Source organism: Variovorax sp. P4_B10 (genome assembly GCF_056402375.1).
This window is the reverse complement of the sequence record NZ_JBFUHN010000039.1, coordinates 37,174-62,816: the sequence shown is the minus strand read 5'-3', so window position 1 is coordinate 62,816 and position 25,643 is coordinate 37,174. Positions and strand designations below refer to the sequence as shown.

Genomic DNA, 25,643 nt, shown 5'->3' with positions numbered 1-25,643 from the left:
GTGCACAGGACACCGGGTGCTCCCCTCCGCGAATGTCCCCCGCTTCGCTCCTCCTTTATTTCGCTGCGGGGAGCACCCGGTGCCCTGTGCACGATGGGCGCGGTCGTTGTGCTGGCCGATCAACCGCGGCGCTGAGCGATCACGCCGATGGTGTGCTCTGCGCAGCGAAATAAAGGAGGAGGCCTGCGGCCCTAGGCCGCGCCGGGGGACATTCGCGGAGCAGAGCACACCGTCGGCGCGATCGCGCCCTGAACACCCCGCAACACGAACAAACAAAGGCGTCATCTAGGCCCCGAGCACCACACTCACGCCGCCATCCACAGCCAGCCACTGGCCGGTGATGTGCTTGCCGGCATCGCTCGCATACAGCAGCGTGATCCCCTTGAGGTCTTCTTCGTCGCCAAGACGGCCGAGCGGCGCGTGGGAGGCCATCTTGTCCTCGCCCAGCGACTTGATCAGGCCGGCCGCCATCTTCGTCATGAAGAAGCCCGGGCAGATCGCGTTCACGTTGATGTTGTACTTGCCCCATTCGGCCGCGAGCGTGCGCGTGAAGCCGATCACCGCGGTCTTCGAGGTGTTGTAGGCCAGCGTCTGCATCTCGGGCGGGTTGCCGTTCAGCCCGGCGATCGAGGCGATGTTGATGATGCGGCCCGTCTTCTTCGGAATCATGTAGCCGTTGGCGATCTGTTGCGACAGGATGAAGTACCCGCGCACGTTGAGGTTCATCACCTTGTCCCAGGCTTCGACCGGGTGGCTCTCGGCCGGCGAACCCCAGCTGGCGCCGGCGTTGTTGATCAGGATGTCGACCGCGCCCATGCGCTGCAGCGTCTCGTCGGCCAGGCGGCGGGTGTCTTCTTCCTTCGAGCAGTCAGCGGCGATCCAGCGCGCGTCGATGCCGGCGGACTGCAGTTCGGCGGCGGCCTGCTCCAGGTCGTCGGCCTTGCGCGAACTCAGCATGATCTTCGCGCCGGCTTCGCCGAGCGCATGGGCCATCTGCAGGCCCAGGCCGCGCGAGCCGCCGGTGATGAGGGCCGTCTTGCCGGTGAGGTCGAAGAGTTGCTGGGTGGTGCGGGGGGTCATGTCTGTTGTCTCCGGAACATGTGAAAGAAGAAGGATTCGCGGTCTACCGCCGCTACGAGGCGTCGCTGATGGCCTTGACGGCGGCGAAATTGCCCGACGCCACCGCTTTTTTCAGCTGGCGCCAGTCGGCCTGGTTGACGTCGGCGTAGGCCTCGGCAAAGTCTGCGAGCGCGGTGTTGAATGTCTTGGAGCGCCCGAGGTAGCCGGCGATGGCCCAGGCGTCGCCGCCCTTGGCATGCGCACGCGCCAGGCTGTAGCCGCAGGCTTCGGCAAACTCGACGAGGTCGACGGGCTTGAAGTCTTCGAGCTTGTAGGAAGCCTTCATGTCGCGCAGCTGGCGCACATAGAAGCCGCGTCCGCCCGGCGCCTCGGCCCAGCCGAGGAAAACGTCGCTGGCGGCCTGTGCCAACCGCTGCCCCTGCACCACGCGCTGGCCCGGAGAGCCCGAACCCGGCGCCGGGCCCAGGTGGGCTTCGAGCACCGATTCGCCGGCTTCCTTGCACTGGAGGAACAGCGGATGGACCTGATCGGCCACCAGCAACAGCAGGAAGCAGCGCCGGCCCACCGAGCCGACGCCAGGCGTGAGCACCGTGACGTCATGCAGCTCGTAGCGGTCGAACAGCCGCTGGCGCTCGGGCGGCAGGCTGGCGCGGTATTGCGCCAGGAAGGCCGGCAGCCCGGCGCGAAAACGGCGGATCTCGCGTTCCGTGGCCTTGGCGTCGTGGTACACGAACGGCGGCTGTTCGCGCATCATCAGGCGGCCCTTGACGATCTTGGTCGCCCCTTCCGCGAACACGCGCGAGGTGCTGCGCCGGGCCTTCTTGATGACCGCGAGCTCGGTCGCGTCCTCGGCACCGAGCTTCAGCAGGGTTTGCGACGTGAGGCGCGCGTACCAGGCATCCAGCGTGTCCATCCGCGCAAAGCGGCGCATGCGGTCACGGTACGCCTCGGCCAGCTGGCGCACCGCGTCGCGCCCGGCGCGCGGCTTGAAGCCGAGATCGCGTGCGGCCACGACGAACGAGGTGGCGAGCCGGCGCACGTCCCAGTCGAAGGGACCCTGCAGGGTTTCGTCGAAGTCGTTGATGTCGAAGACCAGCGAGCGCTCGGGGCTGGCGAAGAAGCCGAAGTTCGCGAGGTGCGCGTCGCCGCACAGCTGTGTCGCGATGCCGCTGTGCGGCAGCCGGGCCAGGTCGTTCGCCATCAGGCTGGCGGCACCGCGATAGAAGGTGAACGGGGTGGCCAGCATGCGGCCGTGGCGCACCGGCACCAGCTCGGGCACCCGCCCGCGGTTGGACGCCTTCAGCCATCCGAGCGGGCTGCGGCCTGCCGCATCGGGCTCGGGCGCCTGCGCCCACTGGTCGAGCGGAAAGCGCGTGCGCTGTGCGCGGCCGAACGCCCGCCGATCGGCCGGGGTGGCCTTGGCGTCGGGCGCGCGGGGTTCAGATTTCATAGTCCATGCACTGCCGCGCTTCGCGCACGGCACCGATGAAGGGCTTCAGCGCGACGTGCTGCGGGTGGTCGGCATAGGCCGCCAGCGCGGCCGCGTCGGTGAATTCCGAGTTCAGGATCAGGTCGTAGGTGGCTTCGAGCCCGGGCTGGGCAATGGCCACCTCGAAGCGGTGCGTGCCGGGCGACAGCTTCGCGCAGGCGTCGAGCAGTGCCTTGGCCTTGAGAAGGTTGGTCGCCTTGTCGGCGCCTTCGGCATGGTCCTTGAACTTCCACATCACGATGTGCTTGAGCATGGCGCGGCCTTCTTCCTTACTTGTCGTTGAGGCGGGAACGCACGTAGATGAGCACGAAGCCCACCAGGGCGATCAGGCCGCCAGGTACGGCGATCGCCCAGCCGAGCGTGGCGTCGGTGCGGCCGGTGGAAATGCCCAGGATCACGAGGAACAGGCCGCCGTAGATCAGGATCCAGATCCACTTCTCGAGCCGGGCGTGCGGCTTCGGGGGCTTGGCAGGGTTGGGGGTGTTGTTGGGAGCGGCGTTGGCCATTGTCAAAAAGCGTCCTCGGGCAAAGCTGTACAGGTCGAGTCGCGGCTCTCGACCACATTGAGCCATGCACCGATTTTCGGCAGCTCGTAGTGGAAGAAGTAGTCCGTCGCGCCTATCTTGCCAGCTGTTACCGCCCTCGCCTTTTCCGCGTCGATTTCCAGCGCACGCCGCGCGACGTCCAGCCAGATCCAGGCCAGCACGGTGTGACCGAAAGCCTGCATGTAGGGCACGGCGTTGGCCAGCGCGTCGGCCGGGTCGCCGGTGGACCAGGCGGCCTCGGTCGCACTGCCGATGCGCTGCAGCGCGGCCCCCAGCGCCTTGGCATGCACTGCCAGCGCGGGCACCTTGGCCGTGCGGCCGATGGTGTCGGTGATGCGGCCGGCCAGCAGTTGCAGGCCCCGGCCCTTTTCCATCAGCACCTTGCGGCCCAGCAAGTCGGCCGCCTGGATACCGTGCGTGCCCTCGTGGATCATGTTCAGGCGGTTGTCGCGCCAGTACTGCTCGACCGGGAAATCGCGCGTGTAGCCGTAGCCGCCGTGCACCTGGATCGCGAGCGAATTGGCTTCAAGGCACCACTCGCTGGGCCAGCTCTTGGCGATGGGCGTGAGCACTTCGAGCAGCAGGCGCGCGTCGTCGGCGGCCTGTGCGTCGCCGGTCTTCTGCACGTCGACCAGCCGGGCGCAGTACAGCTCCAGTGCCAGCGCGCCTTCGCAGTACGCCTTCTGCGCAAGCAGCATACGGCGCACGTCGGCGTGCTCGATGATGCGGACCTGCGGGCTGGCCGAGTCCTTCGCGACCTGGGTACCGGTACTGGCGCCGGCCTCGGGCTTCTTCACGAGGCGGCCCTGCGGCCGGCTCTTCGCATACTCGAGCGAGGCATGGTAGCCCGCCATACCCAACATGGTGGCGGCCGTGCCGACGCCGATGCGCGCCTCGTTCATCATGTGGAACATGCAGTGCAGGCCCTTGCCGGGCGCGCCGACGAGGTAGCCCACCGCGCCCGCCTTGCCGCCGACCGGGTACTTGCCCTCGCCGAAATTCAGCAGCGTGTTGGTGGTGCCGCGCCAGCCGAGCTTGTGGTTCAGGCCCGCGAGCGCCACGTCGTTCCTGCTGCCCAGCGTGACCTTCACGCTGCCAGCCTCCCCCTCTCCCGCTTGCGGGAGAGGGCCGGGGTGAGGGTTCTCCACATTCACCAGCCACTTTGGCACGATGAACAGCGAGATGCCGCGCGTGCCCGCCACCAGCTTGCCGTTCTCGTCGGGGATCTTGGCGAGCACGATGTGCACGATGTTCTCGGTCAGCTCATGGTCGCCGGCCGAGATCCACATCTTGTTGCCGGTGAGCCGAAAGCGTGGGCCGAGCGGATCGTCCTGGAAATCGGCGCCATCGGGCACCGCGCGCGTGGCCACGTCGCTCAGCGACGAGCCGGCCTGCGGCTCCGACAGGCACATGGTGCCGGCCCAGCGGCCCGAGAACTCGTTCTTCGCGAACACCTCTTTCTGCATCTCGGTGCCGTGCACCATCAGCAGGTTGGCGTTGCCGCTCGTGAGCATGTTCGAGCCGATGCTCACCGAGGCCATGGCGAAGAAGCTGTTGGCCGCAGCCTGCAGCGTGTAAGGCAGCTGCATGCCGCCGATGTCGTAGTCCTGCGCCGCGCTCATCATTCCCGATTCGACGAAGGCCTTGTGCGCGTCGTGCGTGGCCTGCGGCAGGATGACCTTCTCGCCGTCGAAATGCGGCTCCTGCATGTCGACCGTGCGGTTGAACGGCGCGTACTTCTCGCGGGCGATGCGCTCGCAGGTGTCGAGCACCGCGTCGAAGGTTTCGCGCGAGTGGTCGGCGAAGCGCTCGCTCTGGTTGAGCGACTCGGCATCGAGCCAGTCGTAGAGCAGGAAATCGAGGGTGGGACGCAGGCTCATGTCGGTCTCTTGGAAGAAGGGTCGGGCAGTTTCGCGATGGTTCCCTGTGCCAGTGCGCAGAGCTTCTCGACGCCGTCGGCCACCGCGAAGATCTCGCAGGTGCAGACGGCCTGCGAACTGCCGACATGCACGGCCTTGGCGCGCGCGATCAGGCGATCGCCGATGGCGGGCCGCACATAGTTGATCTTGAATTCGGAAGTCACCACCGGCACGCGCATTGCGGTGCCGCCGGCAAAGGTCAGCGCGTTGTCGGCCAGGTAGCTGACGACGCCGCCATGGGCGAAGCCGTTCTGCTGCTTGAGCTGCGCGGTCAGCGGAACCTGGAGGTCGACAATTCCCGACGAGAGCGCATGCATCTCGGCGCCGATCAGCACGCTGAAGGGTTGCGAGGCCAGAACGCCCCGCCCCATCGCCAGGAAGGCTTCGGGCGAGACCTGGGTGTCGCCGCCCGACATGGTTACAAGACCTCGAAGACGCCCGCAGCGCCCATGCCGCCGCCGATGCACATCGTGACCAGCACCTTCTTCGCGCCGCGACGCTTGCCTTCGATGAGCGCGTGGCCCGTCAGGCGCTGGCCGCTCACGCCGTAGGGGTGGCCCACCGCGATGGCACCACCATCCACGTTCAGGCGGTCGCCCGGGATGCCGAGCTTGTCGCGGCAGTAGATCACCTGCACGGCGAAGGCTTCGTTGAGTTCCCACAGGTCGATGTCGTTGACCGTGAGGCCCAGGCGCTTGAGCACCTTCGGAATCGCGAAGACCGGGCCGATGCCCATTTCGTCGGGCTCGCAGCCGGCCACGGCAAAGCCGAGGAAGCGGCCGAGCGGCTTCAGGCCCTTTTGCTGCGCGTACTTCTCGTCGACCACCACGCAGGCGCCGCCGCCGTCGGAGAACTGGCTGGCGTTGCCGGCCGAAATCAGGCCGCCGGGCATCGCCGAGCGGATGCCGCTGATGCCTTCCTTGGTGGTGCCGGCGCGGATGCCTTCGTCGTTCTCGACGGTGACTTCCTTGGTGCGCAGGCCCATCACCGGATCGGCCACGCCGGCCAGCACGGTAATCGGTGCGATTTCTTCCTTGAAGCGGCCGGCCTCGAGAGCGGCGGTGGCCTTTTGCTGGCTCGCGGCGCCGTATTCGTCCATGGCGTCGCGGCCGATGTTGTAGCGCTTGGCGACCTGCTCGGCCGTCTGCAGCATGTTCCAGTAGATCTCGGGCTTGTGCTTCACGAGCCAGGGGTCGGCCAGCATGTGCTTGTTGGCTTCGTTCTGGACGCACGAGATGCTCTCGACGCCGCCGGCCACGTACACGTCGCCCTCGCCCGCGATGATGCGCTGCGCGGCGGTGGCGATGGTCTGCAGGCCGGAGGAACAGAAGCGGTTGATCGTCATGCCCGAGGTGGTGACGGGGCAGCCGGCGCGCAGCGCGATCTGGCGTGCGATGTTGGAGCCGGTGGCGCCTTCGGGCGTGGCGCAACCCATGATCACGTCATCGACTTCGGCCGCATCGATGCCGGCGCGCGAGATCGCGTGCTGCACGGCGTGGCCGCCGAGCGTGGCGCCGTGCGTCATGTTGAAGGCACCCTTCCAGCTCTTCGCGAGCGGCGTGCGGGCGGTGGAAACAATGACGGCGCTGGTCATGATGAGGTCCTTTGAAGATGGAAGGGAAAGAGGTGGGTCGTCATTGCGCCGGCGCAGCGTTGGTGTTGCGCAGGAGCTGGTGATAGAAGCCGATCATCTCGCCGTAGTTGGAGATGGCGAGGCGCTCGTTGTTGCCGTGGAAACGCGCCAGGTCTTCGCCTTTCACGCGGAACGGCGAGAAGCGGAAGACGGCGTCGCTCACGAGGCTGAAGTGGCGCGAGTCGGTGGCGGCGGTCATGAGGCCCGGGGCTACCACGGCATCCGGAAAGGTCTGGCGCACGGCCTGCTGGATTGCGCGGTAGCCGGTGCTGTCGGTCGGCGACACGGGCGACGGCTCCGAATTGCCGGGGTAGCGCTTGATCTTGATCTCGTCGTTGCCCAGGCTCTTGCGCAGGTGTGCCTCGACGCTGTCGATGGTGTCGCCCGGCAGGATGCGGAAGTTGACGGCCGCCTCGGCGCGGCCGGGCAGCACGTTGTCCTTGTTGCCGGCGCGCACGATGGTGAGCGCGGTGGTCGTGCGCAGCATGGCGTTGCTGCTCGGGCTCTTTTCGAGCTGGCCGCGCACCAGCGGCTCGGTGAGCCACAGGTTGGAGAGCATCACACGGTTGACGCCGCTCATCTCGGGTGCGAGCGCGCCGAACATCTGGCCGGCCACGCCCTTGATGCCGCCGGGCATCGGGTTGGCTTCGAGCCGAGCGAGCGCCGCGCTCATGCTGCCGATGGCGCTGTGCTGCGGCGGCATCGACGAATGGCCGGGGGCCGTGTCGAGCGACAGGAAGAAGGTGCCGTAGCCCTTCTCGGCCAGGCCGATGAGCGCCGCGGGCTTCGAAAGGCCGGGCAGCACGCCGTCGAGCACCAGCAGGCCCTCGTCGAGCACCCAGTCGAGGCGCACGTTGCGCGACTTGAGCAGTTCGGCGATGGGCAGCGCGCCGCGCAGGCCGCTCACTTCTTCGTCGTCGCCCATCACGAGGTAGACGGTCTGCCTGGGCTGGAAACCGCTGCCGATCAGCAGCTCGATGGCTTCCATCTGCGCGAACAGGTTGCTCTTGTTGTCGAGCGTGCCGCGGCCCCAGACGAAACCGTCCTTGATCTCGCCGGCGAAGGGGTCGACCGTCCAGGCCTTCTCGGTGCCCGGGGCGATGGGCACCATGTCCTGGTGCGCCATCAGCGCGATGGGCTTGGCCTTCGGGTCGGTGCCGGTCCACGTGTAGAGCAGCGCCTTGTTGCCGACCACTTCCTTCTTGAGGGTGGCGTGGACCCTGGGGTACTGCTGTTCGAGGTAGGCGTGCAGCTTGTCGAACTCGGCCGCGTTGGCGGCCGGGTCGTCGAGGCCCGACACCGTGCGGAACGTGATCGCCGTGGACAGCCGTTTGGCAGCGGCCTGCACGTCGATGTCGAGCTTCGGTGCAGGCGCCACCGCCAGCTGCTGCGATGGCGTGGTCCAGGTCTTGACCGCCACGGCCGCCACCAGTGCCAGGAGCACCAGCAGCAGCCCGAGGAAGATGCGTTTCAACATGGGCGGTCTTGATCCCCGTTCAGGCTCAGCTGAAGGACTTGCCTTCGGCAACCAGCTTCTGGATCAGCGGCGCGGGCTGCCAGAACTCGGCGTCGTCGCGCGGGTTCTTGGCAAAGCGCTTCATCGATTCGGCCACGTTGTACAGGCCGACTTGCGATGCGTAGTGCATCGGGCCGCCGCGCCAGATGGGGAAGCCGTAGCCGGTGAGGTAGACCATGTCGATGTCGCCCGACTTCGAGGCAATGCCGTCTTCCAGGATGTGCGCGCCTTCGTTGACGAGGGCATACACCAGGCGCTGCACGATCTCTTCATCGGAAATCTTGCGTGGCGTGATGCCCAGTTCCTTGCGGTGGTCCTCGATCATCTTGTTGACGAGTTCCGAAGGAATCGCATCGCGCTTGCCGGCCTGGTAGTCGTACCACCCTGCCCCCGTCTTCTGGCCGAAGCGGCCCAGTTCGCAGAGCTTGTCGGCCGTGCGGCTGTACTTCATGTCGGCGCGCTCGGTGGCGCGGCGCTTGCGGATCGCCCAGCCGATGTCGTTGCCGGCCAGGTCGCCCATGCGGAATGGGCCCATGGCAAAGCCGAACTTCTCGACGGCCTTGTCGACCTGCTGCGGCGTCGCGCCTTCGTCGAGCAGGAAACCGGCCTGGCGGCTGTACTGCTCGATCATGCGGTTGCCGATGAAGCCGTCGCACACGCCCGAAACCACCGAGGTCTTCTTGATCTTCTTGCCGATGGCCATGACCGTGGCGAGCACGTCCTTGGCGGTGGCCTTGCCGCGCACCACTTCGAGCAGCTTCATCACGTTGGCCGGGCTGAAGAAGTGCATGCCGACCACGTCTTGTGGACGCTCGGTGAACGAGGCGATCTTGTCGACGTCGAGCGTCGAGGTGTTGGAGGCCAGGATCGCGCCCTTCTTGGCAACGCGGTCGAGTTCCTTGAACACCTTTTCCTTGACGCCGATTTCCTCGAACACCGCTTCGATGATCAGGTCGGCGTCCTTCAGGTCGTCGTAGCTCAGCGTGGTGCTCAAGAGCGCCATGCGCTGCTCGTACTTGTCCTGCTTGAGCTTGCCCTTCTTGACCTGGGCTTCGTAGTTCTTCTTGATGGTGGCAACGCCGCGGTCGAGCGCTTCCTGCTTCATCTCGAGAATCTTGACGGGGATGCCCGCGTTCAGGAAGTTCATCGAGATGCCGCCGCCCATGGTGCCGGCACCGATCACGCCCACGGCCTTGATCTCGCGCTTGGCGGTGTCTTCGGGCACGTCGGGAATCTTGGAGGCGGCGCGCTCGGCCATGAACAGGTGGCGCAGCGCCAGCGATTCGGGCGTGAACATCAGCGCGGTGAAGAGACGGCGCTCTTCGGCCATGCCTTCGTCGAACTTCATCTTCGTGGCGGCCTGCACGGCATCGACGCACTTGAGCGGCGCCGGGTAGTTCTTGGACATGCCGCCGACCATGTTTCTGGCGAACTGGAAGTAGGCATCGCCTTGCGGGTGCTTGCATGGCAAGTTGCGCACCAGCGGCAGTGCTTCACCGGTCTTGCCGGCCACGCTCTTGGCGAAGGCCACGGCTTCTTCGAACACCGACTCGGTCGAGGCGGCCAGCTTGTCGAACAGCTTCTGGCCCGGCAGGCTCGCGAGCAGCTCGCTCTTCACGGGCTCGCCGCTCACGATCATGTTCAGGGCGGTTTCCACGCCGAGCACGCGCGGCAGGCGCTGCGTACCGCCGGCGCCCGGCAGCAGGCCGAGCTTGACTTCGGGCAGCGCCACGCTGGTGCCGGGTGCGGCCACGCGGTAGTGGCAGCCGAGCGCCAGTTCCAGGCCGCCGCCCATGCACACCGAGTGGATGGCCGCGACGATGGGCTTGGCCGACGCTTCGAGCGAGAGGATCACGCTCAGCAGATTGGGCTCCTGCAGCGCCTTGGGCGTGCCGAACTCCTTGATGTCCGCGCCGCCCGAGAACGCCGTGCCGGCGCCGGTGATGACGATGGCCTTGACGGCGTCGTCGGCATTGGCTTTCGACAGGCCATCGGTGATGCCGATGCGGGTCGAGAAACCGAGACCGTTGACCGGAGGGTTGGTCAGTGTGATCACGGCGACATCGCCGAGCACTTTGTATTCAGCCGTCATGCTGCGTTCCTTGGTGTGTGAAGAAAAAGAAGAAAAAGCACGAGTGTTCTTTTTCGAGGGATTCTAGGCGTTTCGCGTGGCCTCACAATGGCACGCAGTCGCTGTTGGGACAAGGGGGATCCGGGGCATGGCCCGGATCCTGGAAACTCGTCAGACTTCCAGCCATTCCTTGCGAGTGGCGTTGTCGGCGCGCAGGCTGTCGGGCGTGCCGTCGAACACGATGCTGCCGTGGCCCATGACCAGCGCGCGGTCGGAAATCTGCATCGCAATGGTGAGCTTCTGCTCGATCAGCAGCACCGAGATGCCCTTGTCCTTGAGCGTCTTCAGGTACTGGCCGACCAGCTCGACGATCTTCGGCGCGAGGCCTTCGGTAGGCTCGTCGATGATGATCAGGTCGGGGTCGCCCATCAGCGTTCGGCACAGCGTGAGCATCTGCTGCTCGCCGCCCGAGAGCACGCCTGCTTCGGTGTGCTGGCGCTCCTTCAGGCGCGGAAACATGCCGTACATGTCGTCGAACGACCAGCGGCTGCCCTTGCCGGCGCCCTTCTGTCCCAGCAGCAGGTTCTGGTGCACCGTGAGCTTGGGGAAGATGTCGCGGTTCTCGGGCACGTAGCCGATGCCCAGGTGGGCGATCTCGTAGGCCTTCTTGCGCAGGATGTCCTTGTCCTTCCAGCGCAGCGTGCCCTCGGCATGCGCCAGGCCCATGATGGCCTTGGCGGTGGTCGAGCGGCCCGAGCCGTTGCGGCCCAGCAGCGCGACGATCTCGCCGGGGCCGACGTTGAAGGAAACGCCATGCAGCACATGGCTCTTGCCGTAGTAGGCGTGGATGTCGTGAAGCTTCAGCATGTCAGTGTCCCGCCCCTTGTGCATCGGCGACCGAAGACCCGAGATACGCCTCTTGAACCCGCGCATTGGCGCGAACGGAAGCGGGCGTGTCGAAGGCGATGACCTCGCCGTACACCACCACCGCGATCTTGTCGGCCAGCCCGAAGACCACGCCCATGTCGTGCTCCACCGTCAGCAGCGTCTTGCCGACCGTGACGTGCTTGATGAGCGAGATGAAGTGCGAGGTCTCGGTCTTGCTCATGCCGGCCGTGGGCTCATCCAGCAAGATCACGCCGGCGCCGCCTGCGATGGTCACGCCGATCTCCAGTGCGCGCTGCTCGGCGTACGTGAGGTTGACCGCATGCACGTCGCGCTTGCGTTCCAGCCCGATCTGGCGAACCAGTTCTTCGGTGCGTTCGTTGGCGTCGTCGAGGTTCGAGAGAAAGCGCAGGAAGGTGTACTTGTAGCCCAGGCTCCACAGCACGCCGCAGCGCAGGTTCTCGAAGACGCTGAGCTTCGGGAAGATGTTGGTGATCTGGAAGCTGCGCGACAGGCCCAGCCGGTTGATCTCGTAGGGCTTCTTGCCGTCGATGCGCTCGCCGTTCAGCAGCACCTCCCCGCTGGTGGGCGTGAGGCGTCCGCTGATCAGGTTGAACAGCGTCGACTTGCCCGCTCCGTTCGGGCCGATGATGGCCACGCGCTCACCGGCGTTCACCGCTAGGTCCACGCCGCGGATGATCTCGGTCTTGCCGAAATTCTTGCGCAGCGCCTTCAGTTCCAGTGCGTGTTGCGCGCTCATTACGCCGCCTCCCGACGTTTGATTTCTGCTTCGATTTCTTCCTGCGCATGCCCCCAGACCCGCACGAAGCGGCGGCGTGCCACCTCCAGCGCGGCCAGGCCGACGGCCAGGATCGCAGCGGCACCGAGCCAGCTGCCCACGCCCTCGGTGTCGAGCGCCACGCCGAAGAAATTCAGCGTCGGACCCATCGCCGCATTGAGTTGGATGTGATAGATCATCTCGATCAGCGCAGCCGCGCCGATGACCACCGGAACCAGCGCCACCGCGATGGCAAGGTACAGCAGCCAGAAGCGGTCGAACTTGCCGAACTTGGCGACCCGCAGGTTCATCATGATCAGGCTCGCGATGCCGCCGGGGGCGAACATCACCATGAACACGAACACCAGGCCGAAGTAGAGCTGCCAGGCCTTGGAGAGTTCCGACAGCAGGATCGACGCGAACACCAGCAGCACCGCGCCGATGATCGGCCCGAAGAAGAACACCGCGCCACCCAGGAAGGTGAACAGCAGGTAGCCGCCCGAGCGGATCGCATTCAGGCTGTCGGCCGCGTTCACGATCTCGAAGTTGATCGAGGCCAGCCCGCCGCCGATGCCGGCGAAGAAGCCCGCGATGATGAACGCGAAGTAGCGCACGCGCTGCGTGTTGTAGCCGATGAACTCGACGCGCTCCGGGTTGTCGCGCACCGCGTTCAGCATGCGTCCGAGCGGCGTGCCGGTGAAGGCATACATCAGCGCGGTGCAGACAAAACAGTAGGCGGCGATCAGGTAGTACACCTGGATCTGCGAACCGAAGTTGAAGCCGAAGAAGGTCGGGCCGTACACGCGGTCGGTGGTGATGCCGCCCTCGCCGCCAAAGAAGCTCGGGAACATCAGCGCCATCGAGGCCACGAGCTCGCCGATGCCCATGGTGATCATCGCGAAGGTGGTGCCCGACTTCTTCGTGGTGACGAAGCCGAACAGCACCGCGAAGAACATGCCGGCCAGGCCGCCCACCAGCGGGATGAGCACCAGCGGAATCTGCAGGCCACCCTTGCTGCCCATGTTCATCGCATGGATGGCAAGGAACGAGCCGAGCCCGACGTAGACCGCATGGCCGAAGCTCAGCATGCCGCCCTGCCCCAGCAGGATGTTGTAGCTCAGGCAGATGATGATGAGGTAGCCCATCTGCGAGAGCATCGTGAGCGCCAGGCTGCTCTTGAACAGCAGCGGCGAGATGATCAGGACGATGGCGAACAGCATCCAGATCAGGTATCGCCCGATGTTCCAGGGCTTGAAGCGGTAGTACTGCGTTGTGGTCGTTGTCATGGCATCAGTCCTCTCGCGTGCCCAAAAGACCCTTGGGCCGGAAGATGAGGATCAGCACCAGGAACAGGTACGGCAGGATCGGCGCGACCTGCGAGATCGTGAGCTTGAGCAGCTCGTAGCCGAAGGTCTGGTCGGTCACCGTCATGCCCAGCGCCTGCAGGCCGGTGGCCAGCGACTGGTCCATGGCGACCGCGAAGGTCTGGATGATGCCGATCAAGAGCGACGCGAGGAAAGCACCGGCCAGCGAACCCATGCCGCCGACCACCACCACCACGAAGATGATGGTGCCGACCGAACCGGCCATGGCGGGTTCGGTGACGTAGGTGTTGCCGCCGATCACGCCCGCGAGGCCCGCGAGCGCGGCGCCGCCGCCGAACACCAGCATGAAGACGCGCGGCACGTTGTGGCCCAGCGCCTCGACCATGTCGGGATGCTTGAGCGCCGCCTGGATCACGAGGCCGATGCGCGTGCGCGTGAGCAGCAGCCAGACCGAGATCAGCATCAGCACCGCCACCAGCATGATGAAGGAGCGCGACTTCGGAAACTGCGTGCCGTAGAGCGAGAACAGCGGCCCCTGCAGCTGCGTCGGCAGGCCGTAGGGCACCGTGGAGCGGCCCCAGGCCAGCTGCACCAGTTCGAGGATCAGGTAGGAAAGACCGAAGGTCACCAGCAGCTCGGGCACGTGGCCGAATTTGTGGACCCGGCGCAGGCTATAGCGCTCGAAGCCCGCGCCCAGCAGGCCCACCAGCAGCGGCGCGAGAAAGAGCGCCGGCCAGAAGCCCACGATGCCCGACAGCGTGTAAGCGATGTAGGCGCCGAGCATGTAGAAGCTCGCGTGCGCAAAGTTGAGCACGCCCATCATGCTGAAGATCAGCGTAAGGCCAGAGCTCAGCATGAACAACAGCAGCCCGTAGCTGACGCCGTTGAGCAGCGAGATGACGAAAAATTCGACGTTCATCGGTCCTTCGGATGCGTGAAAAAAGAAAGAGGCCCGAGTGTTGAAGTCGGGCCTCGACCAGCTAGACGGAGATCAGGAAGCCGCGGCGCCGGGTCGCTTCATCTGGCACGTCGTCGGGGTGCTCGAGACGTAGGGCTCGTAGTACTTCACCGGTGCCAGCGTGTAGCCGGTGTTTTCCGGGCTGTAGGGGTTCTTGGCGTCGGCCTTCTGCCAGCGCGTGATCCACAGGCCCTGCTGCAGCTGGTGGTCGGCCTTGCGCATCTCGACGTCGCCGTTGAAGCTCTTGAACTTCATGCCTTCCATCGCGGCCGCCACCTTCACGGGATCGGTCGACTTGGTGCGGACGAACGCTTCGCTCAGCATCGCGTACACCGTGTAGACGTCGGTGGTGTACATGTCGTCGTTGAACTTCTTCTTGAACTCGCCCATCAGCGGCTGGACCGGACCCGGCGCGTTGTAGTGGCTGTAGCTCACCTGGTAGACCTTGCCATCCGAGGCCGCGCCCATGGCGGTCGGCGTGCCGTTGGTCACGGCGTAGTAGGTGTAGAACTTGACGTTCAGGCCCGAATCGTTGGCTGACTTGATGAGCAGCGCGAGGTCGGAGCCCCAGTTGCCGGTGATGACCGTGTCGGCGCCCGAGGCCTTGATCTTGGCGATGTAGGGCGCGAAATCGCGCACCTGGGCCAGCGGGTGCAGGTCGTCGCCGACGATCTCGATGTCCGGGCGCTTTGCCTTGAGGTTGTCCTTCGCGAACTTCGAGACCTGCTGGCCGTGCGCGTAGTTCTGGTTGATCAGGTAGACCTTCTTGATGTCGGCCTGGTCCTTCATGAAGGTGGTCAGCGCTTCCATCTTCATGGAGGTGTCGGCATCGAGGCGGAAGTGCCAGTAGCTGCACTTGCTGTTGGTGAGGTCGGGGTCGACCGCGGCGTAGTTGATGTAGACCACTTCCTTGCCGGGGTTGCGCGCGTTGTGCTTTTCGAGCGCGTCGATGATGGCGAGCGCCGGGCCGGAGCCGTTGCCCTGCACCACGTAGCGCGCGCCTTGGTCCATGGCCGAGCGCAGTGCGCTGGTGGTTTCCTGCGGGCTCAGCTTGTTGTCGATGCCGATGACCTCGAACTTCACGCCGGCCACGTTCTTCTTGTTGAATTCTTCGGCCAGGAACTGGAAGGTCTTGAGCTGGTTGGTGCCCACCGCGGCCATCAGGCCCGACAGCGGGTCGAGCCATGCGATCTTGACGGTTTCACCCTTCTGGGCCAGCGCACCGGTGGCAGTGGCGGCAAGGATGGCTGCGGTAGCGATTTTCAGAGCGAACTTCACGATCTATTTCTCCTGGTCAAACCGAATCAAAAAGCCTTGCACGAGCGTACAAGCGTTCGCAGCCCCTCCCCTCAGGGAATGCCCGTAAGGGGGTGGCCGCAAAGGCCCGTTTCTATCGCGCAGGCGACAGCGCATTTCTCCAATTGCTACCCGCCGGTAGAGCGTTGCTACCACCGAGTAGGAAATGCGTTCACAAAGACGCCTAGGGGCGCTTCATCTGGCAGGTCGTCGGCGTGCTCGCCACATACGACTCGTAATACTTCACGGGGACATTCGTGTAGCCGGTGTTCTCGGCGTCGTAGGGGTACTTGGCGCTGGCCTTTTCCCACCTGGAGATGTAGAGGCCCTGCTGCAGCTGGTGGTCGGCCTTGCGCATCTCGACCTCGCCGTTGAAGCTCTTGATCTTCATGCCCTCCAGCGCGGCCGCGACCTTGACCGGATCGGTCGATTTGGTCTGAACGAAAGCGGCATCGAGCAATGCGAACGTGTGGTAGATCGAGGACTGCGTCAGGTCGTCGTTCATCTTCTTCTTGTAGCCGGCAAGCAGTTTCTGGATCTCGCCACCCATGTTGTAGTGGGCATAGGCCACCGTGTAGACCTTGCCGGCCGAGGTGGCGCCCATGGCCGTGGGCGTGCCGGCGCCCGGTGCGTAGTACGTCAGGAACTTGACGTCCAGCCCCGAGTCGTTCGCCGCCTTGATGAGCAGCGACAGGTCGGAGCCCCAGTTGCCGGTAATGACGGTGTCCGCGCCCGAGGCCTTGATCTTGGCGATGTAGGGCGAGAAGTCGCGCACCTGCGCGAGCGGATGCAGGTCGTCGCCGACGATCTGGATGTCGGGGCGCTTGATCTTGAGGTCTTCCTTGGCGAACTTCGACACCTGCACGCCGTGCGCATAGTTCTGGCCGAGGATGTAGACCTTCTTGATGTCGGGCTGGTCCTTCATCCAGGCGGTCAGCGCTTCCATCTTCATGGAGGTGTCGGCGTCGAGGCGGAAGTGCCAGTAGCTGCACTTGCTGTTGGTGAGGTCGGGATCGACCGCCGCGTAGTTCAGGTAAAGCAGTTCCTTGCCGGGATTGCGCGCGTTGTTCTTCTCGATGGCGTCGATGATCGCGAGCGCCGGGCCCGAGCCGTTGCCCTGGGTGATGTAGCGCGCGCCCTGGTCCTGGGCCGAGCGCAGCGCGGCGGTGGTTTCCTGCGGGCTGAGCTTGTTGTCGATGGCGATGATCTCGAACTTCACGCCTGACGCGTTCTTCTTGTTGAACTCTTCAGCCAGGAACTGCGTGGTCTTGAGCTGGTTGGTGCCGACCGCGGCCATCAGGCCGGAGAGCGGGTCGAGCCAGGCGATCTTGACCGTCTCGCCCTTCTGGGCGAAGGCGGCGGTCACGCTCACCAACATGGCACAAGCAGCGACTGACTTGAGAGCAAATTGCATGAAGAGTCTCCTGAGTGAAAGGCGGGATGCCAGCGTACAAGTGCCCTTTTCTTCTCCGCACAGGGATTGCCCGGAAGGAAGGCCGCGAAGGCAGCCTTCCTATCGCGTGCGCGACAGTGCGGGTGGGCTTTGGCGGTTCTTCAGAGGGTCGGCAGCTTGTAGTCCTTGAGGAGTTCGCGCAGCTTGGTTTTCAGAATCTTGCCGGTGGCGCCGATCGGAATGGCCTCGACGAAGACCACGTCGTCCGGGACCTGCCACTTGGCGGTCTTGCCCTCGTAGAACTTCAGCAGCTCTTCGCGCGTGACTTCCGCACCGGGCTTCTTCACGACCGCGATGATCGGCCGCTCGTCCCACTTCGGATGGAACACGCCGATGCAGGCGGCCATGGCCACGGCCGGGTGCGCGACGGCGATGTTCTCGATCTCGATCGAGCTGATCCACTCGCCGCCCGACTTGATCACGTCCTTGCTGCGGTCGGTGATCTGCAGGTAGCCCTCGGCGTCGATGGTGGCGACGTCGCCGGTGGGAAACCAGCCGCGGCCCTGCGCGTCGGGAATGAGCGGATCGCCGCCCTCGCCCTTGAAGTACTCCTTGACGATCCAGGACCCCTTGACCAGCAGGTCGCCGTAGGCCTTGCCGTCCCAGGGCAGTTCCTTGCCGTCGCCATCGACGATCTTCATGTCGACGCCGAAGATGGCGCGGCCCTGCTTCATGCGGATCTGCAGCTGCGCATCGGGCGGCAGCGACAGGTGCTTGTTCTTGAGCGTGCAGAGCGTGCCCAGCGGGCTCATCTCGGTCATGCCCCAGGCATGCAGCACCTCGACGTTGAATTTCTCCTGGAACGCCGTGATCATGGCCGGCGGGCAGGCCGAGCCGCCGATGACGGTGCGGTTGAGCTTGCTGAACTTCAGGTCGCCGGCCTGCATGTGGCCGAGCATCATCTGCCACACGGTGGGCACGCCGGCCGCGAAGGTCACGCCCTCGGACTCGATCAGCTCGTACACCGACTTGCCGTCGAGCGCCGGGCCGGGGAACACGAGCTTGCAGCCCACGAGCGCGGCCGAGTACGGAATGCCCCAGGCGTTGACGTGGAACATAGGCACCACCGGCAGCACCGAGTCACGCGCCGACAGGCGCATCACGTMGGGCAAGGCCGCCGCGTAGGCATGCAGCATCGTCGAGCGGTGGCTGTAGAGCGCGGCCTTCGGGTTGCCCGTGGTGCCGCTCGTGTAGCACATGCTCGAGGCCGAGTTCTCGTCGAAGGTGGGCCAGTCGTAGTCGGCCGGCTGCTTGCCCATCCAGCTTTCGTAGCTCACGAGATTGGGGATGCCGCTGTCGGCCGGCAGCTTGTCCGCGTCGCACAGTGCAATCCATTTCCGGATCGTGGGGCACTTGGCGTGCACCGCCTGCACCAGCGGCAGGAAGCTCAGGTCGAAGCACAGGATCTGGTCTTCGGCATGGTTGGCAATCCACGCGATCTGGTCGGGGTGCAGGCGCGGGTTGATGGTGTGCAGCACGCGGCCGCTGCCGCTCACGCCGTAGTACAGCTCCAGGTGGCGATAGCCGTTCCAGGCCAGGGTGGCGATGCGGTCGCTGAACAGCAGCTGCTCGCCGTCCAGCGCATTGGCCACCTGCCGGGCACGCGATGCGATACCGCCCCACGTGGTGCGGTGAATGTCGCCCTCGACCCGGCGCGAGACGATCTCGCCGTCGCCATTGTGGCGCTCGGCGAACTCGATCAGCGACGAGATCAAAAGCGGTTGGTCTTGCATCAAACCCAGCATCTACGGACTCCTTTGTGAAATGACTTCATGAAAGCTTGCGGACAACAGATTCACGCAAGCTTCGGCCACTTGCACAATGACACAAACCCGCACTGCTGGATTGAACGAAGCGGCTCATCAAGGGGTGCTCACCGGCGTGATCCTGGCCGCCGAGGGCGTGGCGTCGAGCAGCAGCTGCGACGGCCACGGCGCCCAGGCCGCACCAAGTTCGGGCGTGTTCGGATCGCCCTTGCGCATGAAGGCGCCGACGCTGGCCATGAAGGCGTTGGACAAGGCGATTCGCCCCGGCTGGTTGGCCTTGCCGCCCATCACGTTGCTGAGCAGCGAGCCGTCGAAGTTGCCGAACACGAAGGGCAGATCGAAGGCGTGCGAGGCGCCGTACACGTCGTTCCACGGCGGCGGCTCCTGCGCCCAGTCCAGGCGGTAGTGCCAGATGTTCGACTGGCGCGTCTTCATCGTGTTGAGCAGGCTGTCGCGGTTGGCTCCGAAGAGGCCCTTCGTGATGATGTCGGTGGCCGCGTTGTAGCCCGTGCCGGGCGTGCCTACCGGAAGGTAGAACGGGTTGATGATGTCATTCACCGTGAGCGCCGGCGCGGCGTTGGGGTCGAAGTTGAACATCAACGAGAAGCGCTGGGCGTCGGTGACGATCCAGCCGGGCGCCGGAAAGCCGATCGTTCCCAGTAGCGACGCGAAGAGCTTGCCCTCGTCACGCGTGTTGCCCGCGAGCATGGGCACCTTGACGTACTGGTCCGCCGCGATGGCGCCGATGAGGTCGGTCGGCAGCATCGTGCCGTCGGGAATGGGCGCGACGCTACCCAGCCCGTTGGCGACCACCGTGGTCAGCAGCGCCCCGCCCTCCTGCGCACGCAGGTAGTCGGAAATCTGGGCCGGCGTGCGTGTGCCGATGTAGGTCTTGGCCGCGGCCGCGTCGGCGGCGGTGCCATCGGCCACGAGCAGCTTCTCCAGGATCGCCTGGCCCTGCGCGAGCGAGGCCGATGCCGGGGACAGCGTGGGCAGCGTGCCCATCGGCAGGTTGCTTGCGAGCGAGATGCCCCCGCTCATCTCGAAGGCCTTGTGGAACAGGCCCTTGGCCATCGGCGAGGTCATCACCGCCAGCAGGTTGGTGGCACCGGCCGATTCGCCCGAGAGCGTGACGTTGTTCGGATCGCCACCGAAGCCCTCGACGTTGTTCTTGATGTAGCGCAGCGCCGCTAGGTTGTCGAGCAGCGCGAAGTTGCCCGAGTCGTCGCCCGCGGTGCCGCCCGGCCGCAGCTGCGGCATGTTCATGAAGCCCAGGATGCCCAGGCGGTAGCTGGCGGTGATGACCACCGCGTTGGCGGTCTTCGCCAGCCTGGCGCCGTCGTACAGAGGATCGGCCGTGTAGCCCGAAATGTTGCTGCCGCCGTGCACGAACAGCAGCACCGGCAGGTTCTTGTCGGCCGTGGCGGGGCGCCAGATGTTGACGAACAGGCAGTCCTCGCTGCCGGTCGGCTTGCCCAGCATGGCGCCGATGGTGGTGTCGTAGGTGTTGTTGGCGCCGGGCCCGAACAGTCGGCCGATCTGCAGGCAGGCATTGCCGAACTTCGCCGCCGGCCGGATGCCGCTCCAGGCCGCGGGCGCCACCGGCGCGCGCCAGCGCAGCGCACCGACCGGCGGCTGCGCGAATGGAACGCCTTTCCAGAACCAGGTGCCGGAGTTGGCGCTGTCGTCCACGCCTTCGATCTTGCCGGCCGTGGTCTGGCGCACCATGGGGCCGTCGGCGGCCGGGGGTGGCGCAGCCGGCGGCGGTGGCGCAGGCGGGGTGACCGGCAGGAACGAAAACGACGAGCCCGAGGAGCCGCCGCCGCAGGCCGTGACGGCCATGCAGGCGGCCACCGCGACGGCTCTTGCCACCGTTGCCGCCGCTTGTCGTGTCGCGCCCTGGCTTTCCGTTGCCTCTGACGTATTCATTTTTTGTCTCCACACCGGGTTAATCGGAATTCCTGCATCGGTGTCCGATGCCCATACTGCGGCGCGCCGAACCCACAAAAATTCTAGAAATCGACCCCGCATTCACCGCTATCGCAAGCGCGCCAAAGCAATGACTTCACAAGCACAACTGCCTCGCCACGTGCGCCGTCCCGCCAGGCGGGGCCTCTGCATGCCGCAGCCGGAGTTGCGCACCAGTTCCGCCGAATGGCTCGAAGGCGTGCTGTCGATGTTCGAGGCGGAGGGGCTGGACGTGCCCGCGCTGTTGCGCGATGCGGGCTTCGACCCTGAATCGCTGCGGCGCCAGAACGCGCGCGTCCCGGTCGACGAGATCACGGTGCTGTGGCAGCTCGCCGTCGCTCGCGTGGGCAAGCCCACGCTGGGCATGCAGCGCGCGCTGGCCGCGCGGCACAGCAAGCTCGGCACGGTGGGCTACGCCATGACCTGCAGCCCCGACCTGCGGACCGCGCTGGTACGCCTCGCGCGCTACATGGCCGTCATCTCGGACGCCACCGGCTTCTCGCTCGAGGCCGATGCACGCGGCTGCTGGCTGGTGATGGAGCACAACGGCGGCAGCCTGCCGATACCGCGGCAGCGCGTCGAATACGCCATGCTGACCGTGCTGATGCAGTGCCAGTGGCTCACCCGGCGCGAGCTGCGGCCGCTGGCGATGGAGTTCGTCTACGCGGCGCCCGCCAACGAAGCACCGCACCGCGAGGCCTTCGGCTGCGAGATGCGCTTCAACGCGATCGCCAACCGCATGCTGGTGTCGGACGCCGATCTGGCGCTGGCGCTCCCCACCCACCACCCTTCGCTCGCCGAGGTGCACGAGCAACTGCTCGAAAACCAGCTGAACCAGCTGGGCCAGACCACCACCAGCAGCCTGGTGTGCGCCGAGATCGCGCGCCGGCTGCAGCTGGGCGAGCCGCGCCGGCAGGACGTGGCTGCGGGCCTCGGACTGGCAGAGCGCACCCTGCAACGGCGGCTGCAGGAGGAATCGGTGTCGTTCCAGTCGCTGCTCGACCGCACCCGCCGCGAGCTGGCGCAGCAGTACCTGGCGGAAGACCGCCACACGCTCACCGACGTGGCGGACATGCTCGGCTTCGTCGACAGCAGCAACTTCTTCCGGGCCTGCAAGCGCTGGTTCGGCCTGCCGCCCGCGCAGTATCGGGCGCGGATCTGGGACACGCCGGCACTCTCACACTGACCGGGCCGAGGCCTCGATGGCCCCCGCGGCAAGGGGTTTCGCGCTCTGCCGGACAATCCGGGCATGAGCCTGCTTGCTGAAGACACGGACGTCGCGGACCCGGGATTGCGCTGGAAACCTGGTTTCTCGACGCTGGGGTCCGCTTTTCTCACCGAACTGCGACCGACGCCGCTGCCCGATCCCTACTGGGTGGGCTCCAGCGAGGCGGTGGCCCGCGCGCTCGGGTTGCCGTCCGATTGGCGGCAATCGGACGCCACGCTGTCCGCCCTGACCGGCAGCCTGCCCGTCGCCGGAACAAAGCCCTTCGCCACGGTCTACAGCGGCCATCAGTTCGGTGTCTGGGCCGGCCAGCTCGGCGATGGCCGGGCCATCATGCTGGGCGAGACGGCGGGTGGCCTCGAGGTGCAGCTCAAAGGCGCGGGCCGCACGCCCTACTCGCGCGGCGGCGATGGCCGCGCCGTGCTGCGCTCCAGCATCCGCGAATTCCTCTGCAGCGAGGCCATGCACGGCCTCGGCATCCCGACCACCCGGGCGCTCTGCGTGACCGGCTCCGACGCCCACGTGTACCGCGAAGAGCCCGAAAGCGCGGCCGTCGTCACCCGCGTGGCGCCAAGCTTCGTCCGCTTCGGCCACTTCGAGCACTTTGCCGCCAACCAGCGCGACGCCGAGTTGCGCGCACTGGCCGATTACGTCATCGACCGCCACTACCCCGCCTGCCGCACCACCGACCGCTTCAACGGCAACGCCTATGCCGCGTTCCTCGAAGCCGTGAGCGAGCGCACCGCCGCCCTGCTCGCCCGATGGCAGGCCGTGGGCTTCTGCCATGGGGTGATGAACACCGACAACATGAGCATCCTCGGGCTCACCATCGACTACGGGCCCTTCCAGTTCCTCGACGGCTTCGATCCGCGCCACATCTGCAACCACAGCGACACCAGCGGCCGCTATGCCTTCAACCAGCAGCCCAACGTGGCGTACTGGAACCTCTTCTGTCTCGCCCAGGCGCTGCTGCCGCTGATCGGCGACCAGGAAATCGCGGTGGCCGCGCTGGAGTCGTACAAGACGGTGTTCCCGACCGAATTCGAGGCCCGCATGCGCGCCAAGCTCGGCCTCGCGGATGCGGCCGAGGGCGACCGCGCGTTGATCGAGGGCGTGCTCAAGCTGCTGGCCGCCGGCAAGGTCGACTACACGATCTTCTGGCGCCGGCTCTCCCAATACATGGCCGACGGCCATGTGGAACCGGTGCGCGACCTGTTCCTGGACCGCCCCGGTTTCGACGCGTGGTTGCTATCTTTTTCAGAGCGTCATGCACAGGCCGCAAGCTCGGCAACCGCCGATTTGATGCTCAAATCCAATCCGAAGTACGTGTTGCGGAACCACCTGGGCCAGCAAGCCATCGAAGCGGCAGCCCGGAAGGACTTCTCGGGTGTGGCAACCTTGCTGGCGCTGCTCGAAACCCCATTTGAAGAACATCCCGGTGCCGATGCGTATGCCGGCTTCCCGCCCGACTGGGCTTCCACGATTGAAATCAGCTGTTCATCATGACCACTCCTGCACAGAAAACCGACGCCGAATGGAAAGCCCTGCTCGCTGAAAAAGGCGCCGAACCCGCCGCTTTCGAGGTGACGCGCCATGCGGCCACCGAGCGCCCCTTCACCGGCAAGTACGAAGCCCACTGGGACGACGGCACGTACCACTGCGTGTGCTGCGGCGCGAAGCTGTTCGAGTCGAGCACCAAGTTCGACGCGGGCTGCGGCTGGCCGAGCTTCTCGGAAGAAGCCGTACCCGGCGCCATCAGGAACATCGTCGACCGATCGCACGGCATGGTGCGCACGGAGAATGTCTGCGCGAATTGCGGCGCCCACCTGGGCCACGTGTTCCCCGACGGCCCCACCGAAACCGGCCTGCGCTACTGCATGAACTCGGCATCGCTCGACTTCCAGAAAAAATGAAACTGATCCTCGACTTCTTCCCGATCCTGCTGTTCTTCGGCGCCTACAAGCTCGCCGACATCTACACCGCCACCGGCGTGCTGATGGCCGCCACCGTGGTGCAGATGGCCATCATCTATGCAACCGAACGCAAGCTRCAGGCGATGCAGAAGGCCACGCTGGTGCTGATCCTGCTGTTCGGCACGCTCACGCTGGTGCTGCACGACGACCGCTTCATCAAGTGGAAGCCGACGGTGCTCTATGGCGCAATGGCGATTGCGCTCGCGGTGGCGCTCTGGGCGCTGAAGAAGAACTTCCTCAAGATGCTGCTGGGCTCACAGCTCGAGCTGCCCGAGCGCATCTGGGGCCGCCTCAACGTGGCGTGGATCGGCTACTGCCTCTTCATGGCCATCATCAACGGTTACGTGGCGGCCTACTTCACCACCGAGGCCTGGGTCAACTTCAAGCTCTGGGGCTATGTGTTCCCCATCGTCTTCCTGGTGGCGCAGGGGCTGTACATTGCGCCGCACCTGAAGGGCGACGACAAGCCGGCCGCGTGACGAGCGCCGCACTCCTGCCCACCGCGGCCGACCTCGAAGCCGCACTGCGCGAGGCGCTGGCCCCGACGCAGCTCGAAGTGATCGACGAGAGCGGCGCCCACGCCGGCCATGCGGGTGCCAACGCGGAAGGCCGCGGCACCCATTTCCGTGTTCGCATCGCCTCCCCGCTTTTCGCCGGGAAGCCTCGCGTGGCGCGACATCGGCTTGTGTATGATGCCCTCCAGGTTTTTATCGCACAGGGTCTGCACGCCATCGCCATCGAGGTGCTCTGAGTCGTCCAATCGGTTGCACGCCGCTGACATGCCGTCATCGCCGCGGTGCTCCAGCCCCTCTTTCTCCCCTTTTGTTCGACTCTCTCTGCTTTCTTTCACGCGCCTTTTCCTACACGCGCACTTTCTCTCCAGCCTGATATTCATTCCATGAAAAAACACATCTTGCAGGCCGTTGCGGCCGCAGCGCTGATCGGTGCCATCCCCATGGCGGCTCTGGCACAGAACGCAGCCATCGTGAACGGCAAGCCGGTACCGAAGGCCCGCATGGACGTCCTGGCGCAGCAACTGGCAGCCGCAGGCCGCCCGGTGACGCCCGAGATGCAAAGCCAGCTGCGCGAAGAAATCGTGGCCCGCGAAGTGTTCATGCAGGAAGCGCAGAAGCAAGGCCTGGATGCCAGCGACGACTACAAGAACCAGCTCGAACTCGCCCGCCAGGCCATCCTGATCCGCGCGCTGTTCGAGAACTACCGCAAGACGAGTCCGATCTCGGACGCCGACGTGAAGGCCGAGTACGACAAGTTCGTCGCAGCCAACGGCGGCAAGGAATTCAAGGCGCGCCACATCCTGGTCGAAACCGAAGACCAGGCCAAGAAGATCATGGCCGACCTGAAGAAGGGCGCCAAGTTCGAAGACATCGCCAAGAAGCAGAGCAAGGACCCGGGTTCGGGCGCCAACGGCGGCGACCTCGACTGGGCCAACCCCGCGAGCTTCGTGCCCGAGTTCTCGGAAGCGATGATCAAGCTCAAGAAGGGCGAGACCACCCCTGCCCCCATCAAGACGCAGTTCGGCTATCACATCATCCGTGTCGACGACATCCGCCAGGCCCAACTGCCGAAGCTGGAAGAAGTGAAGCCGCAGATCACGCAGCAGTTGCAGCAGCAGCGCCTGCAGAAGTACCAGGAAGACCTGCGCGCGAAAGCCAAGGTCGAGTAAGGCCGGGGCTTTGCAACCCCATGAAAAAGCGGCCCGCGGGCCGCTTTTTTATTGCCCGCCGCACGGCAGGCTTGCGTCG

At 65.6% G+C, this 25,643-nt stretch carries 23 protein-coding genes; 6 read left to right on the top strand and 17 right to left on the bottom strand.

What is annotated here, in order from left to right; genetic code table 11:
* Nucleotides 1-285: 285 nt before the first annotated feature.
* The 17 genes from AC1DXX_RS18995 to AC1DXX_RS18915 all read right to left on the bottom strand — a co-directional run bounded on the left by AC1DXX_RS18995 (nucleotide 286) and on the right by AC1DXX_RS18915 (nucleotide 20,643).
* A complete protein-coding gene (locus tag AC1DXX_RS18995; protein WP_478135756.1) occupies nucleotides 286-1,080 on the bottom strand; it encodes an SDR family oxidoreductase in 795 nt (264 codons plus the stop codon).
* A 52-nt stretch (nucleotides 1,081-1,132) separates the two neighbouring features.
* Complete coding sequence (locus AC1DXX_RS18990) at nucleotides 1,133-2,530, bottom strand: DUF2252 domain-containing protein (RefSeq protein ID WP_478135755.1); 1,398 nt, start codon at nucleotides 2,528-2,530, stop codon at nucleotides 1,133-1,135.
* Nucleotides 2,520-2,822 (bottom strand): Dabb family protein, encoded by a 303-nt coding sequence (locus AC1DXX_RS18985; RefSeq protein ID WP_478135754.1) that lies wholly within the window; start codon nucleotides 2,820-2,822, stop codon nucleotides 2,520-2,522. Before AC1DXX_RS18985 ends, AC1DXX_RS18990 begins: the two co-directional genes overlap by 11 nt.
* A gap of 16 nt (nucleotides 2,823-2,838) precedes the next feature.
* A complete protein-coding gene (locus tag AC1DXX_RS18980; protein ID WP_478135753.1) occupies nucleotides 2,839-3,075 on the bottom strand; it encodes a hypothetical protein in 237 nt (78 codons plus the stop codon).
* A 2-nt stretch (nucleotides 3,076-3,077) separates the two neighbouring features.
* Nucleotides 3,078-4,994, bottom strand: coding sequence for an acyl-CoA dehydrogenase (locus AC1DXX_RS18975; protein WP_478135752.1), 1,917 nt, complete (start codon nucleotides 4,992-4,994; stop codon nucleotides 3,078-3,080).
* Nucleotides 4,991-5,449, bottom strand: coding sequence for a PaaI family thioesterase (locus tag AC1DXX_RS18970; RefSeq protein WP_478135751.1), 459 nt, complete (start codon nucleotides 5,447-5,449; stop codon nucleotides 4,991-4,993). Before AC1DXX_RS18970 ends, AC1DXX_RS18975 begins: the two co-directional genes overlap by 4 nt.
* 2 nt (nucleotides 5,450-5,451) lie before the next feature.
* Nucleotides 5,452-6,627 (bottom strand): acetyl-CoA C-acyltransferase, encoded by a 1,176-nt coding sequence (locus AC1DXX_RS18965; RefSeq protein WP_478135750.1) that lies wholly within the window; start codon nucleotides 6,625-6,627, stop codon nucleotides 5,452-5,454.
* 40 nt (nucleotides 6,628-6,667) lie between these two features.
* On the bottom strand, nucleotides 6,668-8,143 hold the full coding sequence (locus AC1DXX_RS18960; protein ID WP_478135749.1) for a M20 family peptidase: 1,476 nt from the start codon (nucleotides 8,141-8,143) through the stop codon (nucleotides 6,668-6,670).
* Nucleotides 8,144-8,168: 25 nt separating this feature from the next.
* Entirely contained in the window at nucleotides 8,169-10,274 is a 2,106-nt protein-coding gene (locus AC1DXX_RS18955; RefSeq protein WP_478135748.1) for a 3-hydroxyacyl-CoA dehydrogenase NAD-binding domain-containing protein, read from the bottom strand.
* A 150-nt stretch (nucleotides 10,275-10,424) separates the two neighbouring features.
* Entirely contained in the window at nucleotides 10,425-11,120 is a 696-nt protein-coding gene (locus tag AC1DXX_RS18950) for an ABC transporter ATP-binding protein (RefSeq protein ID WP_478135747.1), read from the bottom strand.
* A 1-nt stretch (nucleotide 11,121) separates the two neighbouring features.
* Complete coding sequence (locus AC1DXX_RS18945) at nucleotides 11,122-11,898, bottom strand: ABC transporter ATP-binding protein (RefSeq protein WP_478135746.1); 777 nt, start codon at nucleotides 11,896-11,898, stop codon at nucleotides 11,122-11,124.
* Entirely contained in the window at nucleotides 11,898-13,202 is a 1,305-nt protein-coding gene (locus AC1DXX_RS18940) for a branched-chain amino acid ABC transporter permease (protein ID WP_478135745.1), read from the bottom strand. The genes AC1DXX_RS18945 and AC1DXX_RS18940 overlap by 1 nt, the downstream gene beginning before the upstream one ends.
* A 4-nt stretch (nucleotides 13,203-13,206) precedes the next feature.
* The gene (locus AC1DXX_RS18935; protein WP_478135744.1) at nucleotides 13,207-14,160 is read right to left on the bottom strand and encodes a branched-chain amino acid ABC transporter permease; all 954 of its coding nucleotides are present in this window, start codon (nucleotides 14,158-14,160) and stop codon (nucleotides 13,207-13,209) included.
* Nucleotides 14,161-14,232: 72 nt separating this feature from the next.
* Nucleotides 14,233-15,477, bottom strand: coding sequence for a branched-chain amino acid ABC transporter substrate-binding protein (locus tag AC1DXX_RS18930; RefSeq protein WP_478135743.1), 1,245 nt, complete (start codon nucleotides 15,475-15,477; stop codon nucleotides 14,233-14,235).
* A gap of 202 nt (nucleotides 15,478-15,679) precedes the next feature.
* Nucleotides 15,680-16,909, bottom strand: coding sequence for a branched-chain amino acid ABC transporter substrate-binding protein (locus AC1DXX_RS18925; RefSeq protein ID WP_478135742.1), 1,230 nt, complete (start codon nucleotides 16,907-16,909; stop codon nucleotides 15,680-15,682).
* Between the two features lie 140 nt (nucleotides 16,910-17,049).
* Nucleotides 17,050-18,693 carry a 3-(methylthio)propionyl-CoA ligase gene (locus AC1DXX_RS18920; RefSeq protein ID WP_478135741.1) on the bottom strand — a complete coding sequence of 548 codons (1,644 nt, stop codon included), beginning with the start codon at nucleotides 18,691-18,693 and terminating at the stop codon, nucleotides 17,050-17,052.
* A 117-nt stretch (nucleotides 18,694-18,810) separates the two neighbouring features.
* The gene (locus AC1DXX_RS18915; protein ID WP_478135740.1) at nucleotides 18,811-20,643 is read right to left on the bottom strand and encodes a carboxylesterase/lipase family protein; all 1,833 of its coding nucleotides are present in this window, start codon (nucleotides 20,641-20,643) and stop codon (nucleotides 18,811-18,813) included.
* Between the two features lie 190 nt (nucleotides 20,644-20,833).
* Here AC1DXX_RS18915 and AC1DXX_RS18910 point away from each other — a divergent pair, with 190 nt between their 5' ends.
* From AC1DXX_RS18910 to AC1DXX_RS18885, 6 genes are all read left to right on the top strand, one after another.
* A complete protein-coding gene (locus AC1DXX_RS18910) occupies nucleotides 20,834-21,868 on the top strand; it encodes an AraC family transcriptional regulator (protein WP_478135758.1) in 1,035 nt (344 codons plus the stop codon).
* 63 nt (nucleotides 21,869-21,931) lie between these two features.
* Nucleotides 21,932-23,413 (top strand): protein adenylyltransferase SelO, encoded by a 1,482-nt coding sequence (locus AC1DXX_RS18905; RefSeq protein ID WP_478135739.1) that lies wholly within the window; start codon nucleotides 21,932-21,934, stop codon nucleotides 23,411-23,413.
* Nucleotides 23,410-23,820, top strand: coding sequence for a peptide-methionine (R)-S-oxide reductase MsrB (gene msrB / locus AC1DXX_RS18900; protein WP_056518623.1), 411 nt, complete (start codon nucleotides 23,410-23,412; stop codon nucleotides 23,818-23,820). Before AC1DXX_RS18905 ends, msrB begins: the two co-directional genes overlap by 4 nt.
* Entirely contained in the window at nucleotides 23,817-24,359 is a 543-nt protein-coding gene (locus AC1DXX_RS18895) for a septation protein A (protein WP_478135738.1), read from the top strand. The genes msrB and AC1DXX_RS18895 overlap by 4 nt, the downstream gene beginning before the upstream one ends.
* On the top strand, nucleotides 24,356-24,631 hold the full coding sequence (locus AC1DXX_RS18890) for a BolA family protein (RefSeq protein WP_478135737.1): 276 nt from the start codon (nucleotides 24,356-24,358) through the stop codon (nucleotides 24,629-24,631). Before AC1DXX_RS18895 ends, AC1DXX_RS18890 begins: the two co-directional genes overlap by 4 nt.
* 147 nt (nucleotides 24,632-24,778) lie before the next feature.
* Entirely contained in the window at nucleotides 24,779-25,564 is a 786-nt protein-coding gene (locus AC1DXX_RS18885) for a peptidylprolyl isomerase (RefSeq protein ID WP_478135736.1), read from the top strand.
* Nucleotides 25,565-25,643 lie beyond the last annotated feature (79 nt).